We start from the raw sequence: 25416 nt of genomic DNA on the forward strand, positions 1-25416 counted from the left end.
CTTGTTAAGCTAATGTTACCTTCAGCTTTCTGAACATGCGTCGTATTTGCATCCTTGGGGGCGGCTTTGGCGGGCTGTACACAGCCCTGGAGCTTATCTGCCGACCTTGGCCGGAGCCGCCCCAGATTACCCTGGTGGATCGTCAGGAGCGCTTTGTCTTTGCTCCTTTGCTCTACGAGCTGCTCACTGGTGAGATGGAAGAGTGGGAGGTGGCCCCCCGTTTTCAGGATCTGCTGCCGGAGGGGGTAGAGTTTCGCCGCGGCGCGGTGCAGTCGGTTGACCTCCAAGACCACCGCGTCTTTTTAGCAGAAGGGCAGACCTTGGAGTACGACGCCTTGGTGCTGGCCCTGGGAGGGGAAACTCCCCTGCAGGGCGTGCCAGGAGCAACAGAGTTGGCCTTTCCCTTCCGCACCCTGGCCGATACCCAGCGGCTGCGGGCCCACCTGCAAACTCTAGAAGCCCGGGATCCGGCTCAGGCGATCCACCTGGCTATTGTGGGGGCGGGGGCCAGCGGCGTAGAGCTAGCCTGCAAATTGGCTGACCGGCTGGGATCGCGCGGCCGGATCCGTCTTATTGAGCTGGGATCCCAGATTTTGTCGGGGTTTGCCCCCTCCAGCCGGGAGGCGGCCCAGGCGGCGCTGGCCCAACGGCGGGTGCAGGTGGAGTTGCAAACCAAGGTCTTGGGCATCGAGGCCCTGGGCGAGAACGGCGCCCCTCCCTTCCGCCTGCAACTGCAGCGGCTGGCGGCCCAAGAGATGGCCACGGATCTTGTGGATGGCGTGCTGTGGACCGTCGGAACCCGACCGGCAGCGGTGATTGCCAACTTGGATCTGCCCAAAACTGAGCGGGGACGGCTGCAGGTTTTGCCCACCCTGCAAACTCCCACCTTCCCAGAGATCTTCGCGTTGGGAGATGCGGCGGCGGTGCTGGATGCCAGTGGCCAGCCGGTGCCCGCCACTGCCCAAGCGGCTTTTCAGCAGGCCGGCTATTGTGCTTGGAACCTGTGGGCTCTGCTCACGCAGGAGCGGCCCCTGCTGCCGTTCCGTTACTTCTCTCTGGGGGAGATGCTGAGCTTGGGAGTGGATGCGGCGGTAGTCTCCACCCTCGCTGGCCTCACCCTAAGCGGCCCCTTGGGCTATTTGGCCCGACGAGCTGCCTACCTGGTGCGCCTCCCTACCCTGGAGCACCAGCTCAAGGTGGGATGGAACTGGATCGCCCGCCCGCTGTGGCAGGCGCTAGGATCCCTGTAGCTGACGGGAGCGCTCGTAGGCTGCCTGCACCGCCCGCATCAAGGCCCCCCGCACCCCCGCCTGTTCTAGGGCTTGGATCCCGGCAATGGTCGTTCCCCCTGGGCTGGTAACCTGATCCTTGAGGAGGGCGGGGTGAAGGTTCTCTTGCTGCATAAGGGCGGCAGTGCCCGCCAAGGTCTGCACCGCCAACTGAGTGGCGATGGAGCGCGGCAACCCCACCCCTACCCCGCCGTCGATCAGCGCCTCCAGGATCACCGCCAAATACCCTGGCCCCGACCCCGAAAGGGCCGTCACCGCGTCCATCTGGCTCTCCGGCACCGTCACCACCTGGCCCACGGCGCGAAATAGCTTCTCCACCTGCTCTACCTGGGCGGGCGTCACCCCCGGCCCGTAGCTGATGGCCGTTATGCCCGCCCCCACCAGCGCCGGCGTGTTGGGCATGGTGCGCACCACCTTTTGCTGGGGAAAAGCCTGCTGCAACTGCTGCAATGGGATCCCGGCCATAATCGAGATCACCAACTGCGTGGCGGACGGCTGGCCCATCTCTGCCACCACCTGCGGGAAAACCTGGGGTTTGACGGCCAAAAATAAAATCTCAGACTCTCCTGCTTGGGCAAGATCCGCCAACAGCCGAATGCCCAGCTCCTGCTGTAGGGTATTGGCCTTGTCCGGGTCGGGCTCCCGCAAAGCCACCTGAGCTGCAGGATAAACTCCCGCGGCCACCCAACGCCGCAGCAGGGCGGATCCCATGGCTCCACCCCCGATTACACTCAGCAGCGGTCGCTCCATGCCGGCTAGTGCTGCCCCACCGCCTGCAAATGTTCATAGCCGCTGGGCCAGAGAGGGGTGGGGCTTTGCAGAGGGCGCTGCAGCGGCGGCATCCCTTGGCTGCTTGGAGTAGAGACCGTCACCGTGCTGGGGGTGAACAAAAAAATGTTTTCGCCAATGCGCTCTTGGTGGCCATCGATGGCGTAGGTGCCGCCGGCAACAAAATCCACAGATCGCTGCGCCTCGGCGGGATCCATCAGGGTCAAGTTCATGATCACCGTCTTGCGCTCCCGCAGGTACTGGATGACTTGTGCCATCTCGTCAAAGCTGCGCGGCTCCAGCACCACCACTTCGCTAGTGGGTGGGTTGACGCCCGGTAATCCAATCACGTTGCTCCCCATACTGCCCCCCCCTAGGCGATCCCGATGTTGACTGCGCCGATGGCCCCGCGCCTCTTCTCGACCGACAGACCCTTCCCCGGCTTCCACTCCCCGCTGTCGGCGTCCGCGTGGAAGGGCACTGGCTTCCTGCTCTTCGGGAGCCGGTTGAGAACGGCGTCCCTCGTAGAGCAGTTGGTAATCCTCCTGCCCTTCCATCTCAGGGTACTCCTCCAGGCTGTCCACGGGATCATTTAGGCCCACAAAATCTCTTACCCTGCTCCAGATTCCATTGACGTTCATCGTCCACATCCTCACTACAGGTCATGGTTTGCGGCAAGCGCAGGATTCAGGCTCCTGATGGGATCTTGAGTAGCCCACTCCAGCCAAAGGGCATCTCCAGCCTCATATTTTTAGTTAAAGTTTTTCAAAAGGCCGAGACAGGGCTTGCTCAAGAAGCTGCCAACGCAGGTTAACAAAACCCATGGACTCGACGAGTCGAGTTTACCCAGAAGAAGTAAAGATGTCATCCCACTTGTCCGGCCATTGCTCTGGCCAGAGTCAACTCTGCTCCTCGTCCGGCTTGAACACGTGTTAACAGAGGTGACGCCAATGATTACAAACTTACCTAAAATTTGCCCTGCGAGGGAAATTTTAGGCAGGATTCCCCTGTTTTTGCCCGATCCAGGCCGAACTCCAGCCCTGAGCGTGCCTTGCAGGGCAGCTCCGGAGTTGGACGGCTTTACACAAAATTTAATCACAATTTAACGGCTTCATAGAGACTCCATCTATCTATTTCCGTTCGGCATCGGCAAACAAAGCGCGCCCCAGCCGGATCAAGTTAGAGCCTGCTGCCACCGCCAGGGGGTAATCGTCGGACATGCCCATGGAGAGGGTGTGCAACTGCAGATGCTCGTAGCCGCTGCGCTGGATGTGATCGGCCAGCTCGGCCAGCTTGCGAAACAGCTCCAGGGCTGCCTCTGAGCTCAAGCCCAAAGGCAAAATGGTCATCAGGCCCACAATTTGCACCTGCAGCAGTTGATTCAGTTGCGGCAGGCTTTGCAACAGATCGGGGATGAGCCAGCCAAATTTATGGGGATCCGGGGCCAATTTCACCTGCAGACAGAGCTTGGGGGTGAGGTGCAGCTCCCAGGCTTTTTGGTTGATCAGCTTGGCCAGGCGCAGGCTATCGACGCTGTCAATCCAGGCAAATTGTCTGAGGGCCGGTTTGACTTTGTTGGTCTGCAGGTGCCCGATCAAGTGCCAGACAATATCGGTCAGATCCTGCAGTTGCGCCTGTTTGGCGGCTGCCTCTTGCACTCGACTCTCCCCAAAATGGCGGATCCCGGCCCGATAGGCGGCGCGGATGTGGTTGACGCTGTAACCCTTGCTCACCGCCATGATTTCCACATGCTCTGGGATCTGGGCGCGGATGGCCTGAATGCGGCTGTGGATGAGCTGATACATTTACGCTGAACACTGCTGAACATCACTGTTCAACTATGCAGCGATAGCATTCTGTTTGTTTCCAAACAGAATGGCGGTATCCCGCAAAGCTTTGAGTAGAATACCCAAAGCGCAGTTTCCGTGTCGTCTTACTACCAATTTTCTGCTTTGCTTTGGCTACCATGTTGGCAGACTCGAAAGTAAACAGAAAGATCAACTGGTAGTAATCCGTACTGAACATATTATATTATATAGTCGACGGGGGGCGGCGACGGTTCAAGGGAGCTGGAAGAAGGCGGAGACATGGCTGGGGCCACCTGGGAAGCTAGCAGAAGATCTCGGCAGAGAGAGTCCAGTCCTCATTTTGTCTGGATGCTTCGAGATTGGAGCCGGTGCTCCAGCGGCCAGGTGGAAACAGGGGGAACCCGGCCATAGCCCAGTTCTTCTGGAGCTTAGCCCAAGGCCGCCGCCAGGATCTGATAGGCCAGCTTGGCGACGGTGAAGGCGCTGCGGCGATCGGTTTCCCGTTCCCCGGTGACCGCCAGCTCCACCACATCGGCGCCGATGATTTGCCGCTGCTGCCCCAGTGCCCGGATCAGTTCCACCGTCTCCCACCAGCCCAGTCCACCCGGTTCGGGGGTGCCGGTGGCCGGCACAACAGCAGGATCCAGCCCGTCCACATCCACCGTCAGGTACACCTGGGATCCCAGCGTGGCGATCACCTCGGGGATCCACTCCTGGGCGGGCTTGTGGTGCAGGCTGTGGGCGAAGAAGGTGTGCAAGCGGTGCTTGCGAATGGCCTGGCGGTCTTCGGCGCAGATGGAGCGGATCCCCACCTGGGTGAGGCGACCGCCCACTTGCTCCACCACACGGGCCATGGCGGAAGCGTGGGAATAGCGGGATCCCTCGTAGCTGTCTCTCAGGTCGCAGTGGGCATCGATCTGCAGCACGTGCAGCTCTGGGTAGTGGGGCAGGTGGGCGGCAACCAAGGGGCCAGTGATGGAGTGCTCCCCGCCGATGGAGAGCAAAAACCGCCCCGGCCTCACCCACTCGGCGGCGCGGCGCTGGATTGCGGCCATGGCCAGCTCATGAGTGTCCAGCCCCTCGAACTCCACTGGCGGCGCCGTCCAGTAGCGGGAGATCTCTGCGGCAAAGTTGGGGTGGAAAGCCGGCTGGCAGTCTCTCACCTCGTCGTAGATCTCCACGTACGCCGAAGCCTCCAGGAGTGCTTGGGGGCCTTTGGCGGTGCCTTTGCCGTAGGAGGTGGTGGCCTCGTAGGGGATGGGCAACAGAATGGCTTGGGCCATCTCCGGATCCGGCTCAGGCAGGCCCAGGAAGGGGAAAGGAGAGCGGTACATGGCAAGAGCACAAGAAGGGATCCCTATTTTATTGAAAGATCTTGCGATAGTCCGAAAGGATTGGGATGGATCCCTTGTAGGATGGCAGCAAACCCTCTAGACTGAGCAAAGGTTTCCACAGCCGATTTGCTTGCACTCCTCCTGTGTCCCGTTTCCACAAGCTGACAAGCCTATGACCACAGCCTCTCAAGCTGCCCTTTTCGACGCCCTTGCCCGGCGCCGTGCCCTCAAGATCATCAGCGGCCTACAAAACTTCGACCTGCAGTCGGTGCTGAAAGTCACCCGCGCCGCCCAGGAGGGAGGAGCCACTTGGGTGGATATCGCCGCCAGTCCCGAATTGGTGCAGCAGGTGCGAGCCCAGATCGAGCTGCCCATCTGCGTGTCGGCGGTGGACCCGCAGCAATTGGCTGCTGCCGTGCAGGCGGGGGCCGACATGGCCGAGATCGGCAATTACGACAGCTTCTACCCTTCGGGCCGCATCTTCTCCGCTGCGGAAGTTCTAGATCTCACTCGCCAAACCCGCTCCCTGCTGCCGCGCACTCTCCTGTCGGTTACCGTTCCCCATACGCTGCCTTTGGATCAGCAGGCGGAATTGGCAGAGAAACTGGAGGATCTGGGGGCCGATCTCATCCAAACCGAGGGCGGCACCAGCGCTGAGCCCCGTCACGGCGGATCCCTGGGCCTAATCGAGAAGGCTGCCCCCACCCTGGCTGCCGCCTATGAGATTAGCCGGGTGGTCTCGCTGCCGGTCATCTGCGCCTCTGGCCTCTCAGCGGTGACGGTGCCCTTGGCCATCGCTGCCGGTGCTTCAGGAGTGGGGGTGGGCAGAGCTGTCAGTCGCCTCCAGGATGAAGTGGCCATGGTGGCCCAGGTGCGGGCGCTGAGGGAAGCTTTGTCTGAATCACGGGTGTCGGCGCTTGTTTGACATTGGATGGGAGAGTCCTTTTCCCGGTGGGGTGGCAGGGCGCGGTGTGGCTCTGGCCGAAGCGCAGTTGGAGGTGGGTACCTCCACCACCTTGCCGCCGCAGGCGGCACCGCTGGTGTTGCCTCCCCCGCCGGTGGGAGTTCGACAAATTAGAGAGGATACCGATCCTGAGCAAACCGCCGATATGCCCCTTTCCCTTCTGGCCGAACAGGTGCTGGAGGCGGTGTGCGAAGCGCAAATCGATGCTCAACGGGCCCTGGCCCTCATGCCCGACCTGAGCGAATCCCACATCCGTGCTGCCTGTCCCAAGCGGCTGATCCCCAAAAGCTGAAGGAAAACAAAGGCTGCCCCAGACCTTGGGTTGACAAGTATCCGAAAAACAAGCTAGAGTAAGCGCGCTCCAGAGGAAGGGTGCTCTAACGGCCGGATGTGGGCGCAATTTGCCCAGGGGATCCCCCGTGCGGATTCGCTCCCCACACCAATCTATCCAACTGGGCATCGCCAGGGTGCATCCTATGTGATGCAGGGTTTTACGGTTACCGACAACATTGTTTCACTAATTTGAAATTCTCTGCTTCATCGTGCAGATAAGTTCACAGGCAGCCTGTGAGTTTTGTGCAGGTTTGCACTTGGCATTGGTGATTTGAGGAGAAACCGTGCCCAGAAAAGCCACCAGCACAAAAACCAAAACAACCAGGACAACCTCAAAAGAAGGAGCTGGGCCCGACCCGCAGGTGGCGATTGCCGCAGAAATCCAGCGTCTTTCGGATACTTATGGCATTTCTAAGGAGCTCCTAGAGAATTTTGCCCGGTTTGTAGTCAGGCAGCTACAGCCACCGCCCCGGCTGTCTGTCAAAGAGCTGCAGAAAGCCATTTACAACCACTTTGGCGTTAAAAACGCAGCCGAGCTGAGAAAATCAGCCAGCTTCAGACTGGCAACCAGTGGTATGGGCAAGCTGAACTTATCCAACATAGATGATTTGGAGCGCATTTATCGTCAGCACATCGGGATCCTTCCCAACGAAGAGGGAGAAGAGGGGTATGGCTGCATCAATGGGATCAACATCTTCAAGTACGACTTGCCTTGGCGGGTTTTTGGGCTTGACCCTGATCGAGCTACCGATGAAGACATCAAAGCTGCTTTTTATCGCCTGAGCAAGATTTACCATCCCGATTCTCCGACGGGAGATGACAAAATTTTCCAGCGATTGACTCTTTTCTACAAAAGCCTTACGGAGAAGTTTGAGCAATGGCTATAGTCTATGTTTCCTCAAACAAGCTCGCCAACTTCTTGGGTATCAGCCTTGAGGAACTCAGAGAGATTGAAGCTCACTTTGACAGTATCCCCGATGATGCATGGAAACTGGTGGAAGGTAAAGACTATCGTGTTATCAACAAAAGTTCTGGGCTAAGGGAATACACGCGGTCCGGCGCTTATGCCATTTTATCCTTTTTAAGGTCTCGATCAGAGCAAGGTTGCAAATCCTCTACAGGTACAAGCATTAGGAATTGGTTCAAGGAAGAGCATCGCAAGAAGCAGAAAGCTCTGGTAGATTACAGGATCCTTCAAAACAGCTCCTCTCTGGTCAAAAGACAAGATCAGTTTTGGCTATCTCGTCGAGATGTTGTGATGATCTTTAGAACTCGAACTGACTACCTTAAGAAGGCGCTTGAGCTTGCATCGAAGCAAAGTAAGTTAATCAAAGACGTTCATTACACACGTTTTGGTAATGATGACACTGTTTACCTCTCTTTGCGAGGTATCTATGAGCTTGCCAAGGTTATGGGAGAGGTTCTCAAGCAAAACCACAGAAAAGACTGGTGTCAATATGTTAGCGAACGCATTGAACCTCAAATTCAGGTAATCGTCAAGAAAATCCAGGATCGACAAAGAGAGATAGAAAGGGCAAAAGATCTTGCAAGAAAAAGGGATAAAAATCTTTGTAGAGTTACTCGAAAAGCAGCCAGTAGCCTAACGGTTCATCATCTCTACTCTGAAGCGCACTATCCAAAGCTTGCAGCGAATCTCTCCAACCTGATTACCATAGCCGACGAAGTGCATTGCCACTTTCATCAGTGGATGGGAGGTTTCAGCAAGCCATGTACAATTGATGACTTCATTAAGTATGTTCTGGAATACTACCCTGAGAACAGACATCTGATCATCTGGTTGGAGCAGCAGAAGGCCAGCCTTGGCTCGCAGGTGCCTATGGGAAAGGAGAGAGAACATGTGCTCTACCTTCCTCTCCAGCGTGTAACTTGAAATAACCCATTCGATTGTTTTCAGGTCATTCCAAGCACCTTAGCCAGGTGTACCTGATTGATTTCTTTTTCGGGGCTGCCCTTTGGATGTCCGGCTTCCCTTTCTGTTAGCAATCTGAACCTCTCCCTACTAGTAATAGAGGCCACGGCGCAACAGGGGATCCCTAGATCAAGCCCTGATCCAAGATCGCGCGGGAATGGGCAATAGCTGCTCTCAAGTTGGCCCGCTGGGTGTAGCGCATCGTCATGGCGGCAGTCGTATGGCCCAGCAGGTGTTGGATGTGTTCGGGGGCAACGCCGCGATCCAGCAGCAAGGTGGCAAAGCTGTGGCGAAACTGGTGGGGGGTTTGGTGGCCCGGCTCGGGCTCGGTAAGCTTGAGCACAATATGACGTAGGCCATCGTAGGTGAGGGGACGGCCCCGGTAGGCCGGGCAGCGGGATTGGGAGACAAACAAGGGATCCGTCGGCGCGCACGGGCCCCGTTCTCGGCTCAGATATTGTTGCAGCAGCTCGGAGAGGGGATCCCCGACCGCCACAGCGCGGGGTTTGCTGCCCTTGCCACAGCGCACCTCCAACAGGGATCCCTCAGGGCTGATCTGAAAATCCTGCACCGTCAAGTCCAACAGCTCCTGTGCCCGCAGCCCGCACTCCAGCAGCAGGCGGATCAAGGCCGCATAGCGCAGAGAATGGCTCTGGGCCCGCTGCAGAACCCGCTGCAACAACAGCCGATCCAGGTCGCGAGGCAGACGGGCGGGCAGGCGGGCAGGCCGAATCGCCTGGGTGGGCAAGGGATCTGGAAAGTAGCCCCGTTGGCTGGCCCACTCAAAAAACTGCTGCAGCGCCAGCCGCTTGAGGTTGTAGGTGGCGGGAGAGGCGGGCGGATGAACCCACTGGCCGGAGCGGTTGCGAAATGGACGCCCCTTCAAGCTGTTTAAAAAAGACTGAACGTGGGACGGCTGCACCTGAGGCAGCGGCACCGGGCAAGTTTTGGCAAACTGTTCCAGGGCAATGCGGTAGGTGCGGCGGCTGGCCGGGGCCAGATCCCGCTGCCGCTCCTGCAAAAATTGCCCCACCAACTGGCTCAGGCTGGGCACGGGGCAGCTCGCCTGACGCTGGAGATGGGCCTGTTGAACCAAGCCGGGCCGGGGATCCCTCATCGGCACGACCAGCAACCCTCCACTCACCTTTAACTTTAGCCTCAACTTTTGGCCAGCGCCGTTCAAAGACGCTCTCTGGCAATCTCCGAAGGGATTGCTACTGGCCAGTCAGCAGGTGTTGGGCGATGAAATCCGTGTACACCTCGCCCCGCAAAAAAGCCTCGTGGCGCAGGATCTGCTGGTGGAAAGGGATCGTGGTGGGCACCCCGGTGATGGCGCATTCCCCCAGCGCCCGCTGCATGCGGCGGATGGCGGCTGCCCGGTTGGGCCCCCAGACGATCAGCTTGCCCAACAGCGAATCGTAATAGGGGGGAATGGTGTAGTCGGTGTAGATGTGGGAGTCCATGCGCACCCCCGGCCCTCCAGGAGGCAAATAGGCGCTGATGGTGCCAGCGCAAGGGCGAAACTGCTGCTTGGGATCCTCGGCGTTGATGCGGCATTCGATGGCATGGCCCCGCAGTTCCACATCCTTCTGGCGAAAGGTCAGGGGTTGACCTTGAGCGATGCGAATTTGCTCGGCAATCAAATCCAGCCCCGTCACCATCTCGGTAACCGGGTGCTCCACCTGGATGCGGGTGTTCATCTCGATGAAGTAGAACTGGCCGTTTTTATCCAGCAGAAACTCCACCGTGCCCGCCCCCACGTAGTTCACCGCTTTGGCTGCCTTCACCGCCGCTGCCCCCATGCGGGCGCGCAAGCTCGTGGTCAGAGCCGGGCTGGGGGCCTCTTCCAGCAGCTTTTGGTGGCGCCGCTGAATCGAGCAATCCCGCTCGTAGAGGTGCACCACATTGCCGTGGCTGTCGGCCAAAATCTGAAACTCCACATGGCGGGGGCGCTCGATGTATTTCTCCAGATAGATGCCCCCATCGCCAAAGGCCGCCTGGGCTTCCCCCTGGGCGGTGCGCATCATCTTCAGCAATTCTTGGGCATCTCTGGCCACCCGCATGCCCCGCCCCCCGCCGCCGGCGGTGGCTTTGATGATCACGGGATAGCCGATTTTCTCCGCCAGCCTCACCGCTTCCTCGTCAGAGGTGATCAGCCCGCGGCTGCCGGGCACGGTCGGCACGCCCACCGCCTGCATGGTCTCGCGGGCCGTGGCTTTGTCGGCCATTTTGCGCATCGCCTCTGGCGAGGGGCCGATGAAGATCAAGTTGTGGTCGGCACACATCTCGGCAAATTTGGCATTTTCCGCCAAGAACCCATAACCCGGATGAATGGCAGTGGCCCCGCGGGTGAGGGCTGCCGAGATGATGTTGGGGATGTTGAGATAACTTTTGGCCACTGGGGCTTCCCCCACACAGACTGCTTCGTCCGCCAGTTGGACATGTAGAGAGTTCTGATCCGCAGTGGAGTAGACAGCCACGGTGCGGATCCCCATTTCCTGACAGGTGCGGATGATGCGCAGGGCGATCTCGCCTCGGTTGGCAATCAGGATCTTGGTAATGGGCGGCATGGAGAGCGTTCCAAGTCAGAAGAACCCTGGCCGCTTAAGCCGGCGGCCCGTGCAAGGTAGGGTACGTAGGTGCTGATCCTACTATGGCAAGCAGACGGAAGGATCCAGATGGGGATCCCGTATCCGATCAATCCAGTTGACACCCTAGCTGAGGCTGCAGGGATCCAGCAGAATCCCGGTGGGTCAAACTCTACATCTCCGGATACCCATCCGGACGGGATCCGAGGATTTTCAGGTAGAGGTTGATCTTGGCGCCAGCACTTGCATGGGGCGAAACTCTGGATCAGCAATAACTCTCAGCTCCCCTCAGCCTGTACAGACCTGTTCAAAACCCAGGCTTCTCCGGGAAGCTCTCCCAGCCCGATTCTGACGGCAATGGATCCCTCCATCTCTCTCTAGTTGTCGGAGCGAGGCCATGGCCCCAGCCACTCTCCGCCGCGAAAGCGCCAGCGGGGAAACAAAATCCGCATCACCACCCAGAGGTAAAGGCAAACCCAGACTACAACGGAATCGCTTCCCTTCCCGTTGGCCAATCTACAAGTACTGGTGGCAGGTCTGAGACCTGTAGGCAGGTGGCACCCACACCATCGCTACCCCTGCCCACAGCACTTCGTAGGTAATCAATTTGCCGCAACTGGTAGGACGCCCAACTACTAGCGCGACGCCGCTCCCTTCTGGAGCGTGGCTGCCGGTTACTCCCTCGGCTCGCGCCAGCGAGCTGTAGGCCTTTCTTGGTCGCCGGCTCTGGAGTTGGAGCCGGCTTGCAGACTGCGGTCAGCGCTTGCTGCCCAGTAGCAGCCTACCCGTTCCACAGTGGCGGGCAGCGCTCCTCCCCACCACTGGCGACGGCAAGCTGCAGGCCTCTAAATCAGGGAGCTGCCGCGCTGCAAGGAGTTGAGCATCCCCCGCCGGCAACCATCCTACCTCGCCAAAACCTTCCCCCTGACTGATGAGTCGGCTCTCACAGGCCAACGATCTGGGTATTTTCAAAGGAGGAGAGAATCCTGTCCAAATCCTGAGCTTGCAGGGAGTAGGTGGCAGTAGCGTCGTTGCCAAACTGGATCTCGTCTCCGTCCTCAAGATCGCGAAACTCCACCCGCTCCCCCCGGATGTAAAGGCCGTTGGTGCTGGGCGTGCCATGGATGTCTCCATCGATGATTTGGTAAGTAAACCCATCGGGAGAGGAGGGAGATTCGGTCTTCACTAAAATGGCGTGGTGGCGGGAGACGTATTGGGAGTCGATGCGGATGCTGTTGCTCGGATCCCGCCCCAAGGAATAGAGCTCGGCTGTCAGCCAGTAGGCCTTTGGCCCGTGGCGATCCTTGACGATCAACACGTGGTTAAGGGTAGGTCGGCGAGGGGGCGTGGTCATAGCGGACACCCACTGGCACAACACGCGAATAGGATAGTCAAAACATAGCATGGGATCCGAGGCGTGAACCCTGGCCGGTTTGTCTGCCAGAGCCCTTGCCCTGCTGGCGAGTGAGACGACGTTCCTTGACGCTGCCAGAGAGGTGTCAAGAGAGGCCAGGTATGCCCCTGTTCAAGACCGAGTCCCAGGGGATCCCATCTCGTGGCTGTTTTTAACTCCGCAAAATCTCCCTGCCCCCTGAGTTGGCAATCGATGCTTTGAGGAAAGGTCTGAGAAAGGAAAGGAGCAGAAGGCCGAGTAGATTTTTGTAACAATTCCTCTCATAATAAGATTTGATGATGCAAATGCCTCCCAGACCATGAATGGCTCGCAACCGGATCCCGTCAACCAGCCCAAGCCCTCTAGGGTACCGAAGCTGATCGAGTTGCCGGAAGATGAAACCGATGCACAGGTTGGCGATCCCCTGCGCATGCAGCGCTATGAATGTCGCTCTTGTGGCTATGTTTACGAGCCGGCCAAGGGGGATCAGCTCAATCGGATCCCGGCAGGTGTGCCCTTTGAGGAGCTGCCCGCCGACTGGAGATGTCCGGTGTGCCGCGCCGGCAAGCGCCTGTTTCAAGCGGTGGGCGCCAAGGGCAAGCCTTCCGGTTTTCAAGAGAACTTGCGCTATGGCCTGGGGGTCAATGTGATGACCCCTGCCCAGAAAAACCTGCTCATCTTCTTGGGGTTGGCGCTGGGATTTTTGTTTTTGATGAGTTTCTATTTCGTCGAGTGATGGCCAAAATGCTTAAGCTCTGGAGACTGGTGCTGCTAGCTGCCTTCTCTCTCTTGCTGATGGCGGCGCGGATGCCGGACATGAAGGTGGTGCCCTGGCAACAAGTCGAGGTGCCCACCCAGAACATTCTGCTGGACATTGCTTTCACCGGCACCAACCCTTCTCATGGCTGGCTGGTGGGCGATAAAGCGACGCTGTTGGAGTCTCAGGATGGCGGCCTCCACTGGCAGGTGCGCAAGCTGACGGCACTGGAGCCGGAAGCCTATCTGAGCTCGATTAGCTTTGCCGGAGCAGAAGGCTGGGTGGTGGGGCAGCCGAGGATCCTCCTCCACACGCTCAACGAGGGATCCGACTGGACATCCATTCGTCTCAGCAAGCAACTGCCGGGGGAGCCGATCCTAATCCAAGCCCTGGGTCCTGGAGCGGCTGAGATGGTAACCAATGTGGGGGCCATCTACCGCACGGAAGATGGAGGACAGACCTGGCATGCCCAGGTGGAAGAGCCGATTGGGGCGATTAAAAACATTGCCCGCGGCCCAGGAGGAGAGTATCTGGCCGTGTCGTCGCGGGGCAGCTTCTACTTTCTCTACACTCCAGAAAGCCGATCCTGGAAGCCGTATCCGCGGGAAAGCTCTCGCCGCATTCAGAACATGGGCTTTGGCCCCAACGGCAGCGCCTGGAAATTGAACCAAGGCGCGGAGATCGCCTTCACGAGTGACTTCACCTCCGGCGAGTGGTCCAAGCCGTTGCGACCCGGGCGTGCCCTCAGCTTTGGCTATCTAAATGCGGCCTACCAGAACGACCACGACCTCTGGGTGGTGGGCGGCGGCGGCACTCTGATCCACAGCCCCGATGGCGGCAAAACCTGGGAGGAGGCCAAGAAATTGAGCAACATTCCCGCCAATTTCTACAGCATCGAGTTCTTTGGCCCCGACCGAGGATTTATCTTGGGGCAGCGGGGCACGCTTTTGCGCTACGTTGGCTACAGCAATTCCCCGTCCTAGTCCTAGGGTGAATGGAGACAGGAGGGATCCCACCTCACCACCACGGCTGCTGGTGGCGGCCAGCGGGACGGGGGGGCATATCTTTCCGGCGCTGGCCGTTGTCGAGCAGTTGCCCACCTGGCAGATTGAGTGGCTGGGGGTGCCGCAGCGGCTGGAGGCGAAGCTGGTGCCGGACCGCTACCCGCTGCACCGAGTGGCCATGTCCGGCTGGCAGGGATCCCCCTGGCAGAAGCTGGGATCCCTGGTTCAGTTGGCGCGGGCAACGCTGCAGGTGCGGCAGATCCTGGCTTCAGGCCAGTTTGACGTGGTGTTGACCACCGGCGGCTACATCGCCGCCCCGACCATCTTGGCAGCTCGCTCGCTGGGGGTGCCGGTGTTGCTGCACGAGTCCAACTGCCTTCCGGGCAAGGTGACCCGCTGGCTGGGAAGATTTTGCCGGCTGGTGGCCCTGGGCATGGCGGAAACGGCAGAGCATTTGCCAGGGGCAGTTACCCGGGTGGTAGGCACGCCAGTGCGGGCGGAGTTCTATCAGCCCCAGCCCTTGCCCGCGGATCTGCCGATTCCAGAGGGGGATCCTTTGATTGTGGTGATGGGGGGGAGCCAGGGGGCGCGGGGCCTGAACCGCCTGGTGGCCGCCTGTGCCCCCGCCTGGTTGGAGGCAGGGGCGTGGATTGTGCATTTGACCGGCGGCAGTGAGGTCGGGATCCCTTCCCACCCCCGCTACCGCGCTTTTCCTTTCCGCGCCGATGTGGCCGCCTTGCTGCAGCGGGCAACTTTTGCCATCAGCCGGGCTGGCGCTCTCAGCTTGGCGGAGTTGTGGGCCACCGCCACCCCGGCCATTTTGATCCCCTACCCCTTTGCCGCCGAAGACCATCAGTATCACAACGCCCTGGCTTTTGTGGAGCGAGGTGGGGGAGTGGTCCTGCGAGAGTCTGAAGAGAATTTGGACTCGCTGCGGCAAACGGCGCTAAGCTGGCTGGATCAGCCCCAGGTGGTTGCCCAAATGGCCGCTAACTTGAAGGCGACAGCTCTCCCCCCTGCCAGCAAGGCAGTTGCCGGCCTGCTCCAGGAGATCTGCCGAGATTCCGCCCGTTAACTTCCCCAGGAGGCCAGCCGTGGTACAGCCGAGATTGGATCGGGATCCTCTTGCCCGCCGCCTGCCTGAGCCTGCCGCAGCCATGGAGACTTCAGCCTGGCTGGAACCTCGTCCTGGTGAGGCGAGCCCCAACGCCGTCGTGCTGGAATCACTGTTGGCGCGCCTGGAACAGTGCTTTGGCATCCCCCAACGTCCTCGCAGCCCTGATGGTCTGCCCCTCTATCCCGACCTCTTGGACGAATTGGTGGGCACGATCCTCTCCCAGAACACCACCGACCACAATAGCAGCCGCGCCTTTCGCGCCCTCAAAGCCGCTTTCCCCTCCTGGGAAGCTGTCTTAGCTGCTGATCCAACCAAGCTGGCCCAGGTGATCCGTCCCGGGGGCCTGGCCCAACTCAAAGCAGCCCGCATTCAGGAGATTCTGGCTGCCATTGTCAAGCGACAGGGATCCCTGAGCCTGGACTTTTTGCGGGATCTGGACGACGCGGACGCTCTGGCCTATCTCCTTTCCCTGAAGGGGGTAGGACTGAAGACAGCCGCCTGCGTGCTGTTGTTTGGCCTGGGCCGGGATCTCTGCCCGGTGGATACCCATGTGCATCGGGTGGCCAACCGTCTTGGCTTGGTGCGGGCCAGACACCCCGACGACACCTTTGCCCAACTGTCGCCGCGGATCCCGGCGGGCAAGGCCTATTCCCTGCACGTCAACTTGATCCGGCTGGGCAAACGCATCTGTAAGGCGCGCATGCCCGAATGTGGCCGCTGCCCTCTGCGACACGAATGCCCCTCCGCCCTGCTGCGGCAGCGCTGATCCCTAGTCTGCCGGCGCAGGGGAAGAGGGAGTGGGCTGGGCAGGGATCCCGTTTTCGACCCCACCTGGGGCAGGAACTTCCGGCTCGAGGACTTGCCGCACAGATTCGATCTCTTGGGAGAGCAACACCCGCTCCCGATCCAAGAGGCCAACCACATGCTCCGGATCCTCCCGCGAGACCACCGGCAACTGGCGCAAATCGTATTCGTACAGCGGCTCGGCGGCCACCGCCACGGCTTCGTCGGGGAAAGTGGTGAGCACAGGCGACTGGCTGACCTGCTCCACCGTCAGCTCGGCCAGTTCCCCGGCCTGCTTGTGGGCCAGGGCCCGCTCCAGGTCTTCCAGGGTGAGAATGCCCCGCAGCCGCTCTTGCCCGTCCACCACCAAAGCGCTGTGGCACTTTTGCTGCAGCAAGCGCTCCAGCGCCTCCCGCAGGGGCGTATCCTGGGGTAGCAGCAGAGAAGGGGGCACCATCACCTCTTGCACCGTCAGGCCCTTCGGCTCCTGCCTGCGACGGGCGGAGGGGTAGATGGCCGGCGGGTGCAACTGCTCCGTCAGCCAGATACTCAGGCCCACCGCCGCCATCACCGGCAAGGCGATGTGGTAGTCCCGCGTCATCTCAAACAGCAGCAGAATGGCCGTCAGGGGAGCCCGCACGCTGGCCGCCAATACCGCCCCCATACCCACCATGGCGTAGGCGGCAGGGGGAGAGAGGGCAATAGCAGGCAAAGCCTTTCCCACCACCTGGCCGTAGCCTGCCCCCAGCACCGCTCCCAAGAACAAAGCCGGGGCAAAGGTTCCCCCGACAAAGCCGCTGCCCACGCTCACCGCGCTGAGGAATACCTTGCCCAGCAACAGCAAGCTAAGCTGGCCGAGGGAAAAGGGCACCCCCTGCAAGATCGACTCAATGGTCTCGTAGCCCACCCCCAGGGCCAACGGGATCCCCAGGCCGACACAGCCCAGGATCCCACCGCCCAGAATCGGCTTGCTCCAGGCTGGCCAGGCCGCCAGGGGGCCACTGCCGAACAGGTGCTTGACCCATTCCAGTGCATAGCCGAAGGCGATGGAGACCAAGCTGGCCAAAAGGCCCAAACCCAAATAGAGGGGCACCTCCAGCAGACTGTGCAGCTCGTAGGCGGGCAAGACAAAAGCCGGCTGCGTAATGGTCGGCAGCAAAAAGGCCGGCTGCGCCCCCAGCCCCACCTGGGCAATCAGGGCCGACACCACCGCTGCCAACACCACCACACTGACGGCAGAAGTGGTGAACGTGCGGGCCAAAGCCAGCTCCAGCGCCAAAAACACCCCGGCAATCGGCGCGTTAAACCCCGCCGCCAGCCCCGCCGCCGCCCCGGCGGCCATCAACAGTTGCACCCGCTCCCGCGCAAGGCGCAGGTTTTGCCCCAGCAGGCATCCCAGTAGGGCCCCGCTTTCCACGCTGGGGGCCTCCGGCCCAAGCGCAGCTCCCGCCCCCAACGAGACGGCGGCAGCCACCAGCTTAAGTGGGATCCATTCTGGGCGAGGGGCGAGAGGCCGGTTGGCACTCACCAAACTGGAGAGGCTGAGGTTGGGGAAAGGCAGAACCACCCCCAGGGTGCCGATCAACAGACCCCCCAGCAGCGGCGCCAAAATGGTTGCCCAGGATCCCAGCAGCAACAGGCCGTGTTGTTGCACAGCCCTGACAATGCTGTCGACGAGAGTATCCTGCAAAAGATAGCGACACCAGCCGATGAGATAGCGAAACCCGATCACCAACAAACCTGTGCCCAGCCCCGCCGCTGCCGCCAGCAGCAGCAGCAGATTCTCAGAGGAAAGACGCAGGCGGGGATCGGCAACGCTAGCGCTATTCATACCTGCTCAAGGGCCGGAGGAGGGTAGGGTCAGGATCTCCACGCCGGTTTCGGTAACGGCAACCGTATGTTCAAACTGGGCGGAGAGCTTGCCGTCTGCCGTCACAGCAGTCCACCCGTCTGCAAGCACCTTCACCTCCCACGTGCCTTCGTTGATCATCGGCTCGATGGTAAACACCATGCCGGGGCGGAGTTTTTCCCCCTTCCCCCGTTCGCCGTAGTGGGGGATCTGGGGCGCCGTGTGGAACTGCCGTCCTACCCCGTGGCCGACAAAGTCCCGCACCACGCTGTAGCCCTGGGACTCGGCGTACTCTTGAATAGCAGCCCCAATATCCCCAACTCTGCCGCCTGGCCTCACGGCGGCAATGCCCCGCCGCAGGCACTCTTCCGCCACCTCCACCAGACGCCGCGCCCGCTCGGAAGGCTGCCCGACAAAGAACGTTTTGGAAGTGTCGCCGTGGTAGCCATCCAAAACGGGGGTGACATCGATATTGATAATGTCCCCTTCCCGCAGGACCTGCTTGGGGCTGGGAATGCCGTGGCAGACAACGTGGTTGACGCTGGTGCAGATGGACCTGGGAAAGCCGTGGTAGCCCAGAGGGGCGCTCCTGGCCCCGTGGGCCCGCGTCCAGCGCTCCGCCTCGTCGTTAAGCTCTTGGGTGGTGACCCCCGGCTGCACCATCGGCTCCAGGTGCTTGAGCAGATCCGCAGCCAGGCGGCAGGCCCGTCGCATCTTCTCCAGCTCCCGCGACGAGAGCAACACAATCGGCTGAGGAGCTTGGGTAAGCTGGCTCATGCCCGTCTGCAAGGCGGATCCCAACTGTTCCCCCCATCGCTGAGAGCGGCGGCTGAGATCGGTTAATAGCGATCGCATATCTTCCATCGTCAAACCCTTCTGTTCTCTGAAGTTGGATCCATCTCCGAAGTCTGAGGCGGCAGGGATCCCGGCCTAGCTCAGCTTTGGGTTGGGCCTTTTGAGCCGCCCTACATCCCTTCACAGGAGACCCGGCCCCTTCTCCGCCGCCGGCGGATCCACTCCACCAGCCACAGCCCCAGAAAGTAGCTAACGAGGGCGCCCCAAAACCCGACAAACGCACAGCCCACCAAGAGTGTGGCCGACACCTCCAGGCCCCACTGCATCCAGTTCTGAGCTACCACCAGTTCCGAAGTGGCAAAGGCTGTTCGGGATCCCAGCAGCCATTCCCCCACCCGGTAGTTAAAGGCATAGATCGGCACATAGGTGAGGGGGTTGCTCACCCAAGTTCCTGCCGCCGCCACCAGCTTGTTGCCCCGCAAAGGAACGGCCAACAGCAGGGCCACCAGGGTTTGAAAGCCGAAGATGGGAAAACAACCCGCAAAAACTCCCGCCGCCAGGCCGCGGGCAATTTCTTTGGGGGAGGATTGCATTCGCAACAGGCGCAGATACAGGTACCGCAGCCAGCGCCTCCAGCCCAGATCCCGGCGGGGCCAAGTCAGCGCAGGTTGAGACTCAAGATAAGGCCCAGCGGATCCCGGCGAACCTGCGAACCAAGAAAATGGTCTCAGCCATGAGAGGGGGCTCATGATGGGGAGCGTAGAAACTGAGAAAAGGTGTTAAGCCCTGTAAATCCATTGTATCTTTCCTGCTGCCGAAGACAAAGGGCTATCGGCAGATCCGCGCCGAGGAATCGCCTCAGGGAGTGGCTAGCTGAGCTTGTCCACCAAGGCCAGCACGAAGTTGAGGCTCAAGTAGGAAACCAGCGCCAGTAAGAACAGAAACAGCGCAATGCTCAGCGCAGCTCGCAGAGATCCCGCCTGGACTTTGGGGGCGGGCCTTTCAGGCGGAGTTTTCATCCTCAAGTCCCAGAAAAGATCCTAGAAGACTCCAATTCTAGGATCTCATCCTGGAGAGACGGGAGCGGGAAGATTGCCAAAAAGTTGCTCAGTACCCCAAGTGTAGAGTTTGGCCCCCGACCCGCTAACGGGGTTACCAGAAAGCGCCTTATATCCCCTGCCCAAAGATAGGGGCTTTACGGCGCTTTCCGGGAAATTTACTCCTGCCCAGCACCGGATTAACCTACAGGTCACCAGCGCTCCTCCTCACCTGGAAATCCAAATTGGCAACACCGGCATCATCATCCCCCCTGCAGAACAAAAGCGGGTATTTGAGAAGTTTTACCGCGTGCCCAGCTCGGATCCCCGGCGGCGGGGAGGGACAGGGTTGGGCTTGGCCCTTGTGCAACAACGGGTAAACTTGTTGCAAGGGAAAATCTACCTTAACAGCGAGGCCGACCACACTTGTTTTACCTTGCGGTTGCCCCGGCTTCTTTCTGTCTCCGGCCAACAGCAGTCAGCTCAGCCTAGGGCCTAGGCGTCGGGGTGGCTGGCTGGGGAGAAGCAGAGGATTCCCTTTCTTCGATCACTTTTTGCAAGCGGGCCCGCACTCGCTGGTTCAAAACGGGATCTTCGTTGGCCAAGGTCATCAGCTCGCGATATTCGGCCACCGTCAGCCCCTGCTTCTCGACAATGCGGCTGGCTTGGGTTTCCGTGCGCTGCATGATCTGCTCGTACTCTTCTTCGTTCTGGGTCTCTCGCAACTGAGCGCTGGCTTCCCGGATCAAAGGATCCAATTCCAACAGAATCTGCACCAACTGCTCCACCTGAGCATCGGTAACTTGCTCTGGGGTTAGAGTTGGGGAAGCTTGCGGGCTGGGAGCCCCCCCTGTAGCCGCAGAAGGAGTTGCAGCAGGACTGGGGAGCGGGGTTGCCTCCTGCGCCCAAAGCGGCGGGGATCCCAGAATCAATCCCAGACTCACCAGCAACGCGAATTTCCTCATGCCCAAAACTCCCTCGACCTAGAGTAAACTACCCGGCTCCGACCGCCTCCCTTCCCCCCCAACCCCCCGCATACCAGGGGCAGGGAGGCGGGGGGATGGAAGGGAGTACGAAGCGGGGCTCCTGCAGCTTCTACCTGAGACCGACCGGAACCCTTATGGCTCAGGTCATCCCTGAAGCCAGAGTAGCAAGAGGTCTGTCTGCCGTCTAAGGGTTTAACGCAGTACGGGAAACCTATCCTGGACATATTGTAGAAACGGAAAATTGGTTGTACAGTCGTAGTACCCTCTCCAAAGGCTGCTCGCCCCGCGAGTATTCCTTTTGGTGAAGCTGCTCTAGGTTTGCGCAGTTGCAATTGGCCAACCCTAATCCCCACTAAGGGGAGTTGCCCGTACCTGGGTTTAGGTATGTGTTCTGTTGAGCGTTCCTTGTTGTCGATGCTAGCTCAGAGGCCAGATCGGAAGGGAGTCTCCTGCGCTGGCAGTTGACTTTCTTCGCAGGCATCAGAGCTAATCGATACCCTATTTCTCTTTGCTCCCTTCCGGGGAGAAAGGGTTTATTTTTCAACTGAATAAGCAGTTTCCCGGCAAAGTTCTTGGAGGGGAGACAGAGGTAAGTTCTTTTCCGCTCGTGGAGGAGGACGTTCGTTGTCCTTTGTTATTTCTGTAAAGGATGATAACAAAAGCCGGTAGAAGTTATTGATTTTCTTAGGTATTGCTGATATATTTTTTGAGGTTGTCTTGTAATCCTTCTACAGGAGGCTGACATTGGTCAGGAGAAGAAAGCGTAAGAGCCGCCGTCGTTTGGAGGGGCGCAAAATTTTAGATTATATTCCTCAATTTAAATTAGATAGCGGCGAAGAAAAGTCTGTAACCGCCGCCCGGAGATACATACAGGAAAACTCTATTCAGCCGCCTGCGCTGATTCTGGTTCGGCGAAACGAGCACACGATAGACCGATTTTTCTGGGCGGAGAAGGGACTATTCGGCGCGCAATATGTCGAAGAAAATCACTTTCTCTTTCCCAGCTTACGGGCTTTGCTAGCGCAGGTTGCGGCTGAGAAGCCGGAGAAAAAATCTTCCAAGGCTCTGGCAACTGCCGCTCAATAGTTTCTATATCAATACCGGCCTCAGGAGCTGAAGAAACAGCCCCCCCACGGGGGGCTTGCTTTTATCCTCGGCAAGAGAACCATCCAATTAACGGGATCCCTTTCCACCTAGCATCTATCTAGCCCCTCATCGCCCATCTTCGACTTCTCGGAGAGGGGTTTGCGCGCTACCTTACAGGGGATCCCGTCGGGAGGTTCTGGATGAGCCGACTGCCGCAGACCACCGCCCATGTACAAATTACCCGCCGCTCCTGGCAGGAGGGCGCCATTGAAGGGGAAGTCAACGCCAACGGTTGGGTTTGGCGCTTTTGCTGGCGCTTTCGATCCGGGGAGCTGAAGGTGGAACCCTCTGTAGGGCGGGCCTTGATTTGCGATCCCTTGAGCCGTTTTTTGGAGAAATCGGATTACTTACTAGAGCCCGGCAGCAACTACTCATTTGTTATTCGTAGCCGCCTCTAGGGATCCCTGGGCAAACAGGGGGAGAGTTGGCCATGCTGCCGAGACAGCTCTCCTCCAAGAGTAATCTGCGCTTCCAGCGAACAGGCTCTAATATTGGGATGGTTGTTCTAGGAGCTGCCTTCATGACCTCTTCCTCCCACCTGACGACTGCAGAGCGGGCAGTGGGTTCTGCCAACGGCCTGAAGGAGGCCCCTCCACTGGCGGAACGGGATCCCTTGGCCCGTGCCCTCGCCGTGGATGAAGCGCTCGACCGCAGGAACAACCTGTTGAATCGCCGCCTGCAAATGGTGGAAGAACTTTGGGAAGCCGTAATCCTGCAGGAGTGCGGGCAGCCTTTGGTAGATCTGTTGCAGCGGCTGCGCTCCATGTGTTCCCCTGAAGGGCAGGCCTTGGAGTACCCCATCCCGGAAGTACTACAAATTGTCGAGCATCTCAGCCTTGATGCAGCCATTCAAACGGCCCGCGCCTTCGCTTTGTTCTTTCAGTTGATCAACATCGTTGAACAGCACTACGAACGGGCAGAAGACTCAGATATGCGCATGGTGGACAGCCAGCAGCGCACCGTGCGGGAAAACGAAAAATTTGAACGTCTGTTCCCTTACCTGCGGCTTCAGGGGGTGCCGCCGGGACTGCTGCGCCGGCTGCTGGAGCGGCTGCACATCCGCCTGGTGTTCACCGCCCACCCCACCGAGATCGTCCGCCACACCATCCGCGAAAAGCAACGGGCCTTCTCCCACTTGCTCAGCCAACTGGACTGGGCAGAGCAGTCTCACCCTCTGCAGGCCCAGATGTTGAGAGAACAACTGGCGGAGGAGGTTCTGCTCTGGTGGCGCACCGACGAGTTGCATCAGTCCAAACCGACCGTTCTGAACGAAGTCGATTACACCTTGCACTATTTTGAAGAGGTTTTGTTTCAGGCTATCCCTCTGCTGCATGAGTACCTCAGCCGCAGCTTGAAAAAGTCCTTTCCCAGCGTCGAGCCACCGCCGGCAGGCTTTTGCAACTTCGGCTCGTGGGTGGGCGGGGATCGGGACGGCAACCCTTCCGTCACTGCCGACGTTACCTGGCAAACGGCCCGCTACCAGCGCAACCTGATTTTGGGCAAGTACATCGAGTCCGTGAAGGCCCTCACCAAAACCCTGAGCGTCTCTTTGCACTGGGGGGATGTGGACAGCCAGTTGCTGGATGTCCTTGAGCAGGATCGCCGCCGCATGCCCGAGGTTTACGAGTCCTTTTCGCTGCAATATCGCCAAGAGCCCTACCGGCTCAAGCTCAGCTACATCCAGCGGCGGCTGGAGTTGACGCGGGAGCGCAACCGCAATTTGGCCGACTCCGCTTGCCTGCCTGTCCCGCCCCCTCTGGACAACGCCTACGCCAATGCAGAAGAATTTCTGGCCGACTTGCAGCTTATTCAGAGCAGCTTGAAAAACAGTGGCCTCTCCTGCCGCCAGTTGGATCACCTCATTTGCCAGGTGCAGGTCTTTGGCTTCCATCTGGCCCACCTGGATATCCGCCAAGACAGCAGCTACCACGAGGCCGCTCTCACCGAGATCTTCGAGTACTTGCGGATCTTGCCGCGGCCCTACAGCGAGATGACGGAGGAGGAAAAAACAGCTTTTCTCCTGCGGGAGCTGCAAACCCGCCGGCCCCTCATCCCTCTAGAAGCTCCCTTTTCCGATAAAGCGGCGGAGCTGATTGCCACCTTTCGCACCCTGCGCCGGCTGCAGCAGGAATTTGGCATGGCCATGTGCCAAACCTACGTGATCAGCATGAGCCGCCAGTTGAGCGATCTGTTAGAGGTGCTGCTGCTGGCTAAGGAGGTGGGCCTTTACGATCCCATCAGCGGGCGCGGATCCCTGGCGGTGGTGCCGTTGTTCGAGACCGTTGAAGACCTAAAGGGGGCGCCAGAGGTGCTGCGGCAGTTGTTGGAGATCCCCTTCTATCGCCAGTACCTGGCCCAGCAGGAAAACCTACAGGAGGTGATGCTGGGCTACTCGGATAGCAACAAGGACGCTGGCTTTCTAAGCAGCAACTGGGAGATCTACAAAGCCCAGCAGCGGCTGCAGGCGGTGGCCGAGTCCTATGGGGTGAAGTTGCAGATCTTCCATGGCCGGGGTGGCTCGGTGGGGCGCGGGGGAGGGCCGGCCTACGAGGCGATCTTGGCCCAGCCGGGGCGCAGCGTGGGGGGCCGCATCAAGATTACTGAGCAGGGAGAGGTGTTGGCCTCTAAGTACTCTCTCCAGGATCTGGCCATTTTTAACCTGGAAACTGTTACCAGCGCCGTCATCCAGGCGAGCCTGCTGCGCACCTACCCCAACGACCTGCACGAGTGGTCGCGCCTGATGGAATCGCTGGCAGAGCGCTCTCGCCAGGTGTACCGCAACCTGGTCTACGAGCAGGAAGGCTTTGTCGAGTTTTTCCACGAGGTCACCCCCATCGAAGAGATCAGCCAACTGCAGATTAGCTCCCGCCCAGCTCGCCGCAGCGGCAACTCGAAAGATATCGGATCCCTGCGGGCCATTCCCTGGGTATTCAGTTGGACACAGAGCCGTTTTCTCTTGCCCGCATGGTATGGAGTGGGCACCGCTCTAGAGGAATACGCGGCTAAAGGCGAACACAACCTCAACCACCTGCAGCATCTCTACCGCGAGTGGCCCTTCTTCCGCATGGTGATCTCCAAAGTGGAGATGACCCTGGCCAAGGCGGATCTGCAAATTGCCCGCCACTACGTGCGAGAGATGAGCTCCCCCGAGCGCCTGGAGCGGGCGATGGAGCTATTCGAGCTCATTGCCCAGGAGATGTACCGCACCCGGGAGATGGTTTTGAAAATTACAGGACACAAGGAGCTGTTGGAGAACGACCCCTATCTGAAGCGCTCGGTGCAACTGCGCAACCGTTCAATCGTGCCCCTCGGGTTTATCCAGGTCTCGCTCCTCAAGCGCCTGCGTGGCAAGCAAAAATCCCATTTCCACAACACCCAGTACAACCGCGCCGAGCTGCTGCGGGGAGCTCTGCTCACCATCAACGGCATCGCTGCCGGTATGCGCAACACAGGCTGAGCACCGACTCTTCCTGGGGATCAAGGATAGCTACGGCCCTCTCCAACCGGCCTAGGATATCTCCGGGAGCAAGGCGGT

Annotated in this window: 25 protein-coding genes; 13 read left to right on the forward strand and 12 right to left on the reverse strand. The window is 59.6% G+C overall.

Translation table 11 applies throughout. The annotated features are described in order from the left end of the window. Positions 1 to 35: 35 nt before the first annotated feature. Positions 36 to 1250, forward strand: coding sequence for an NAD(P)/FAD-dependent oxidoreductase (locus NW855_RS07460; RefSeq protein ID WP_414508639.1), 1215 nt, complete (start codon positions 36 to 38; stop codon positions 1248 to 1250). On the opposite strand, the gene proC is transcribed toward NW855_RS07460, so the two are convergent. The 4 genes from proC to speB form a co-directional block, all read right to left on the reverse strand. Beyond that, positions 1236 to 2039: a pyrroline-5-carboxylate reductase gene (proC, locus tag NW855_RS07465; RefSeq protein WP_011429750.1), complete on the reverse strand. Its 804-nt coding sequence runs from the start codon at positions 2037 to 2039 to the stop codon at positions 1236 to 1238. The genes NW855_RS07460 and proC overlap by 15 nt on opposite strands. 5 nt (positions 2040 to 2044) lie before the next feature. Beyond that, complete coding sequence (locus NW855_RS07470; protein ID WP_011429749.1) at positions 2045 to 2614, reverse strand: cell division protein SepF; 570 nt, start codon at positions 2612 to 2614, stop codon at positions 2045 to 2047. 573 nt (positions 2615 to 3187) lie between these two features. After that, positions 3188 to 3862, reverse strand: coding sequence for a YggS family pyridoxal phosphate-dependent enzyme (locus NW855_RS07475; protein ID WP_011429748.1), 675 nt, complete (start codon positions 3860 to 3862; stop codon positions 3188 to 3190). Positions 3863 to 4293: 431 nt separating this feature from the next. Beyond that, positions 4294 to 5199 carry an agmatinase gene (speB, locus tag NW855_RS07480; protein ID WP_011429747.1) on the reverse strand — a complete coding sequence of 302 codons (906 nt, stop codon included), beginning with the start codon at positions 5197 to 5199 and terminating at the stop codon, positions 4294 to 4296. A 172-nt stretch (positions 5200 to 5371) separates the two neighbouring features. Here speB and NW855_RS07485 point away from each other — a divergent pair, with 172 nt between their 5' ends. From NW855_RS07485 to NW855_RS07500, 4 genes are all read left to right on the forward strand, one after another. Next, positions 5372 to 6124, forward strand: a complete 753-nt coding sequence (locus NW855_RS07485) for a DUF561 domain-containing protein (RefSeq protein WP_011429746.1) — start codon at positions 5372 to 5374, stop codon at positions 6122 to 6124. A 31-nt stretch (positions 6125 to 6155) separates the two neighbouring features. Further along, on the forward strand, positions 6156 to 6455 hold the full coding sequence (locus NW855_RS07490) for a hypothetical protein (RefSeq protein WP_143597299.1): 300 nt from the start codon (positions 6156 to 6158) through the stop codon (positions 6453 to 6455). Positions 6456 to 6780: 325 nt separating this feature from the next. Next, a complete protein-coding gene (locus tag NW855_RS07495) occupies positions 6781 to 7383 on the forward strand; it encodes a J domain-containing protein (protein WP_011429744.1) in 603 nt (200 codons plus the stop codon). Further along, entirely contained in the window at positions 7374 to 8387 is a 1014-nt protein-coding gene (locus NW855_RS07500; RefSeq protein WP_011429743.1) for a hypothetical protein, read from the forward strand. The genes NW855_RS07495 and NW855_RS07500 overlap by 10 nt, the downstream gene beginning before the upstream one ends. A gap of 163 nt (positions 8388 to 8550) precedes the next feature. Here NW855_RS07500 and NW855_RS07505 read toward each other — a convergent pair whose 3' ends face one another. From NW855_RS07505 to NW855_RS07515, 3 genes are all read right to left on the reverse strand, one after another. Further along, complete coding sequence (locus tag NW855_RS07505; protein ID WP_099812332.1) at positions 8551 to 9543, reverse strand: tyrosine-type recombinase/integrase; 993 nt, start codon at positions 9541 to 9543, stop codon at positions 8551 to 8553. A 97-nt stretch (positions 9544 to 9640) separates the two neighbouring features. Further along, positions 9641 to 10996: an acetyl-CoA carboxylase biotin carboxylase subunit gene (gene accC, locus NW855_RS07510; RefSeq protein ID WP_011429740.1), complete on the reverse strand. Its 1356-nt coding sequence runs from the start codon at positions 10994 to 10996 to the stop codon at positions 9641 to 9643. Between the two features lie 961 nt (positions 10997 to 11957). After that, a complete protein-coding gene (locus NW855_RS07515) occupies positions 11958 to 12368 on the reverse strand; it encodes an FHA domain-containing protein (RefSeq protein WP_011429738.1) in 411 nt (136 codons plus the stop codon). A 358-nt stretch (positions 12369 to 12726) separates the two neighbouring features. On the opposite strand from NW855_RS07515, the gene NW855_RS07520 reads away from it, so the two are divergent. From NW855_RS07520 to NW855_RS07535, 4 genes are read left to right on the forward strand one after another with little or no spacing between them, the layout of a single operon-like run. Next, a complete protein-coding gene (locus NW855_RS07520) occupies positions 12727 to 13143 on the forward strand; it encodes a rubredoxin (protein ID WP_346426045.1) in 417 nt (138 codons plus the stop codon). Positions 13144 to 13151: 8 nt separating this feature from the next. Beyond that, on the forward strand, positions 13152 to 14147 hold the full coding sequence (locus NW855_RS07525) for a photosynthesis system II assembly factor Ycf48 (protein WP_414508640.1): 996 nt from the start codon (positions 13152 to 13154) through the stop codon (positions 14145 to 14147). A gap of 7 nt (positions 14148 to 14154) precedes the next feature. After that, positions 14155 to 15243, forward strand: a complete 1089-nt coding sequence (murG, locus tag NW855_RS07530) for an undecaprenyldiphospho-muramoylpentapeptide beta-N-acetylglucosaminyltransferase (protein WP_414402358.1) — start codon at positions 14155 to 14157, stop codon at positions 15241 to 15243. Between the two features lie 19 nt (positions 15244 to 15262). Beyond that, entirely contained in the window at positions 15263 to 16051 is a 789-nt protein-coding gene (locus NW855_RS07535; RefSeq protein WP_228375438.1) for an endonuclease III domain-containing protein, read from the forward strand. Positions 16052 to 16054: 3 nt separating this feature from the next. Here NW855_RS07535 and NW855_RS07540 read toward each other — a convergent pair whose 3' ends face one another. The 4 genes from NW855_RS07540 to NW855_RS07555 all read right to left on the reverse strand — a co-directional run bounded on the left by NW855_RS07540 (position 16055) and on the right by NW855_RS07555 (position 19731). Then, positions 16055 to 17899 (reverse strand): chloride channel protein, encoded by a 1845-nt coding sequence (locus NW855_RS07540; RefSeq protein WP_414402357.1) that lies wholly within the window; start codon positions 17897 to 17899, stop codon positions 16055 to 16057. Positions 17900 to 17905: 6 nt separating this feature from the next. Beyond that, positions 17906 to 18694, reverse strand: a complete 789-nt coding sequence (map, locus tag NW855_RS07545) for a type I methionyl aminopeptidase (RefSeq protein ID WP_011429732.1) — start codon at positions 18692 to 18694, stop codon at positions 17906 to 17908. Between the two features lie 188 nt (positions 18695 to 18882). Next, positions 18883 to 19374: a DUF2062 domain-containing protein gene (locus NW855_RS07550; RefSeq protein WP_346426062.1), complete on the reverse strand. Its 492-nt coding sequence runs from the start codon at positions 19372 to 19374 to the stop codon at positions 18883 to 18885. Positions 19375 to 19581: 207 nt separating this feature from the next. Further along, the gene (locus NW855_RS07555) at positions 19582 to 19731 is read right to left on the reverse strand and encodes a hypothetical protein (protein ID WP_011429730.1); all 150 of its coding nucleotides are present in this window, start codon (positions 19729 to 19731) and stop codon (positions 19582 to 19584) included. Positions 19732 to 19840: 109 nt separating this feature from the next. Between NW855_RS07555 and NW855_RS07560 the strand changes: the two genes are divergently transcribed. Continuing rightward, positions 19841 to 20248: an ATP-binding protein gene (locus NW855_RS07560; protein WP_099884163.1), complete on the forward strand. Its 408-nt coding sequence runs from the start codon at positions 19841 to 19843 to the stop codon at positions 20246 to 20248. On the opposite strand, the gene NW855_RS07565 is transcribed toward NW855_RS07560, so the two are convergent. Continuing rightward, a complete protein-coding gene (locus tag NW855_RS07565) occupies positions 20238 to 20714 on the reverse strand; it encodes a DUF4168 domain-containing protein (protein ID WP_011429728.1) in 477 nt (158 codons plus the stop codon). The two genes, NW855_RS07560 and NW855_RS07565, sit on opposite strands and share 11 nt — an antisense overlap. Before the next feature lie 765 nt (positions 20715 to 21479). Between NW855_RS07565 and NW855_RS07570 the strand changes: the two genes are divergently transcribed. From NW855_RS07570 to ppc, 3 genes are all read left to right on the forward strand, one after another. Then, a complete protein-coding gene (locus NW855_RS07570) occupies positions 21480 to 21821 on the forward strand; it encodes a DUF3155 domain-containing protein (RefSeq protein WP_041438161.1) in 342 nt (113 codons plus the stop codon). A 200-nt stretch (positions 21822 to 22021) separates the two neighbouring features. Continuing rightward, the gene (locus tag NW855_RS07575) at positions 22022 to 22279 is read left to right on the forward strand and encodes a DUF3146 family protein (protein ID WP_011429727.1); all 258 of its coding nucleotides are present in this window, start codon (positions 22022 to 22024) and stop codon (positions 22277 to 22279) included. A gap of 122 nt (positions 22280 to 22401) precedes the next feature. After that, positions 22402 to 25338 carry a phosphoenolpyruvate carboxylase gene (gene ppc, locus NW855_RS07580; protein WP_099884165.1) on the forward strand — a complete coding sequence of 979 codons (2937 nt, stop codon included), beginning with the start codon at positions 22402 to 22404 and terminating at the stop codon, positions 25336 to 25338. Positions 25339 to 25416: the final 78 nt, after the last annotated feature.

The sequence above is a fragment of the Synechococcus sp. RC10B2 genome (assembly GCF_047502635.1).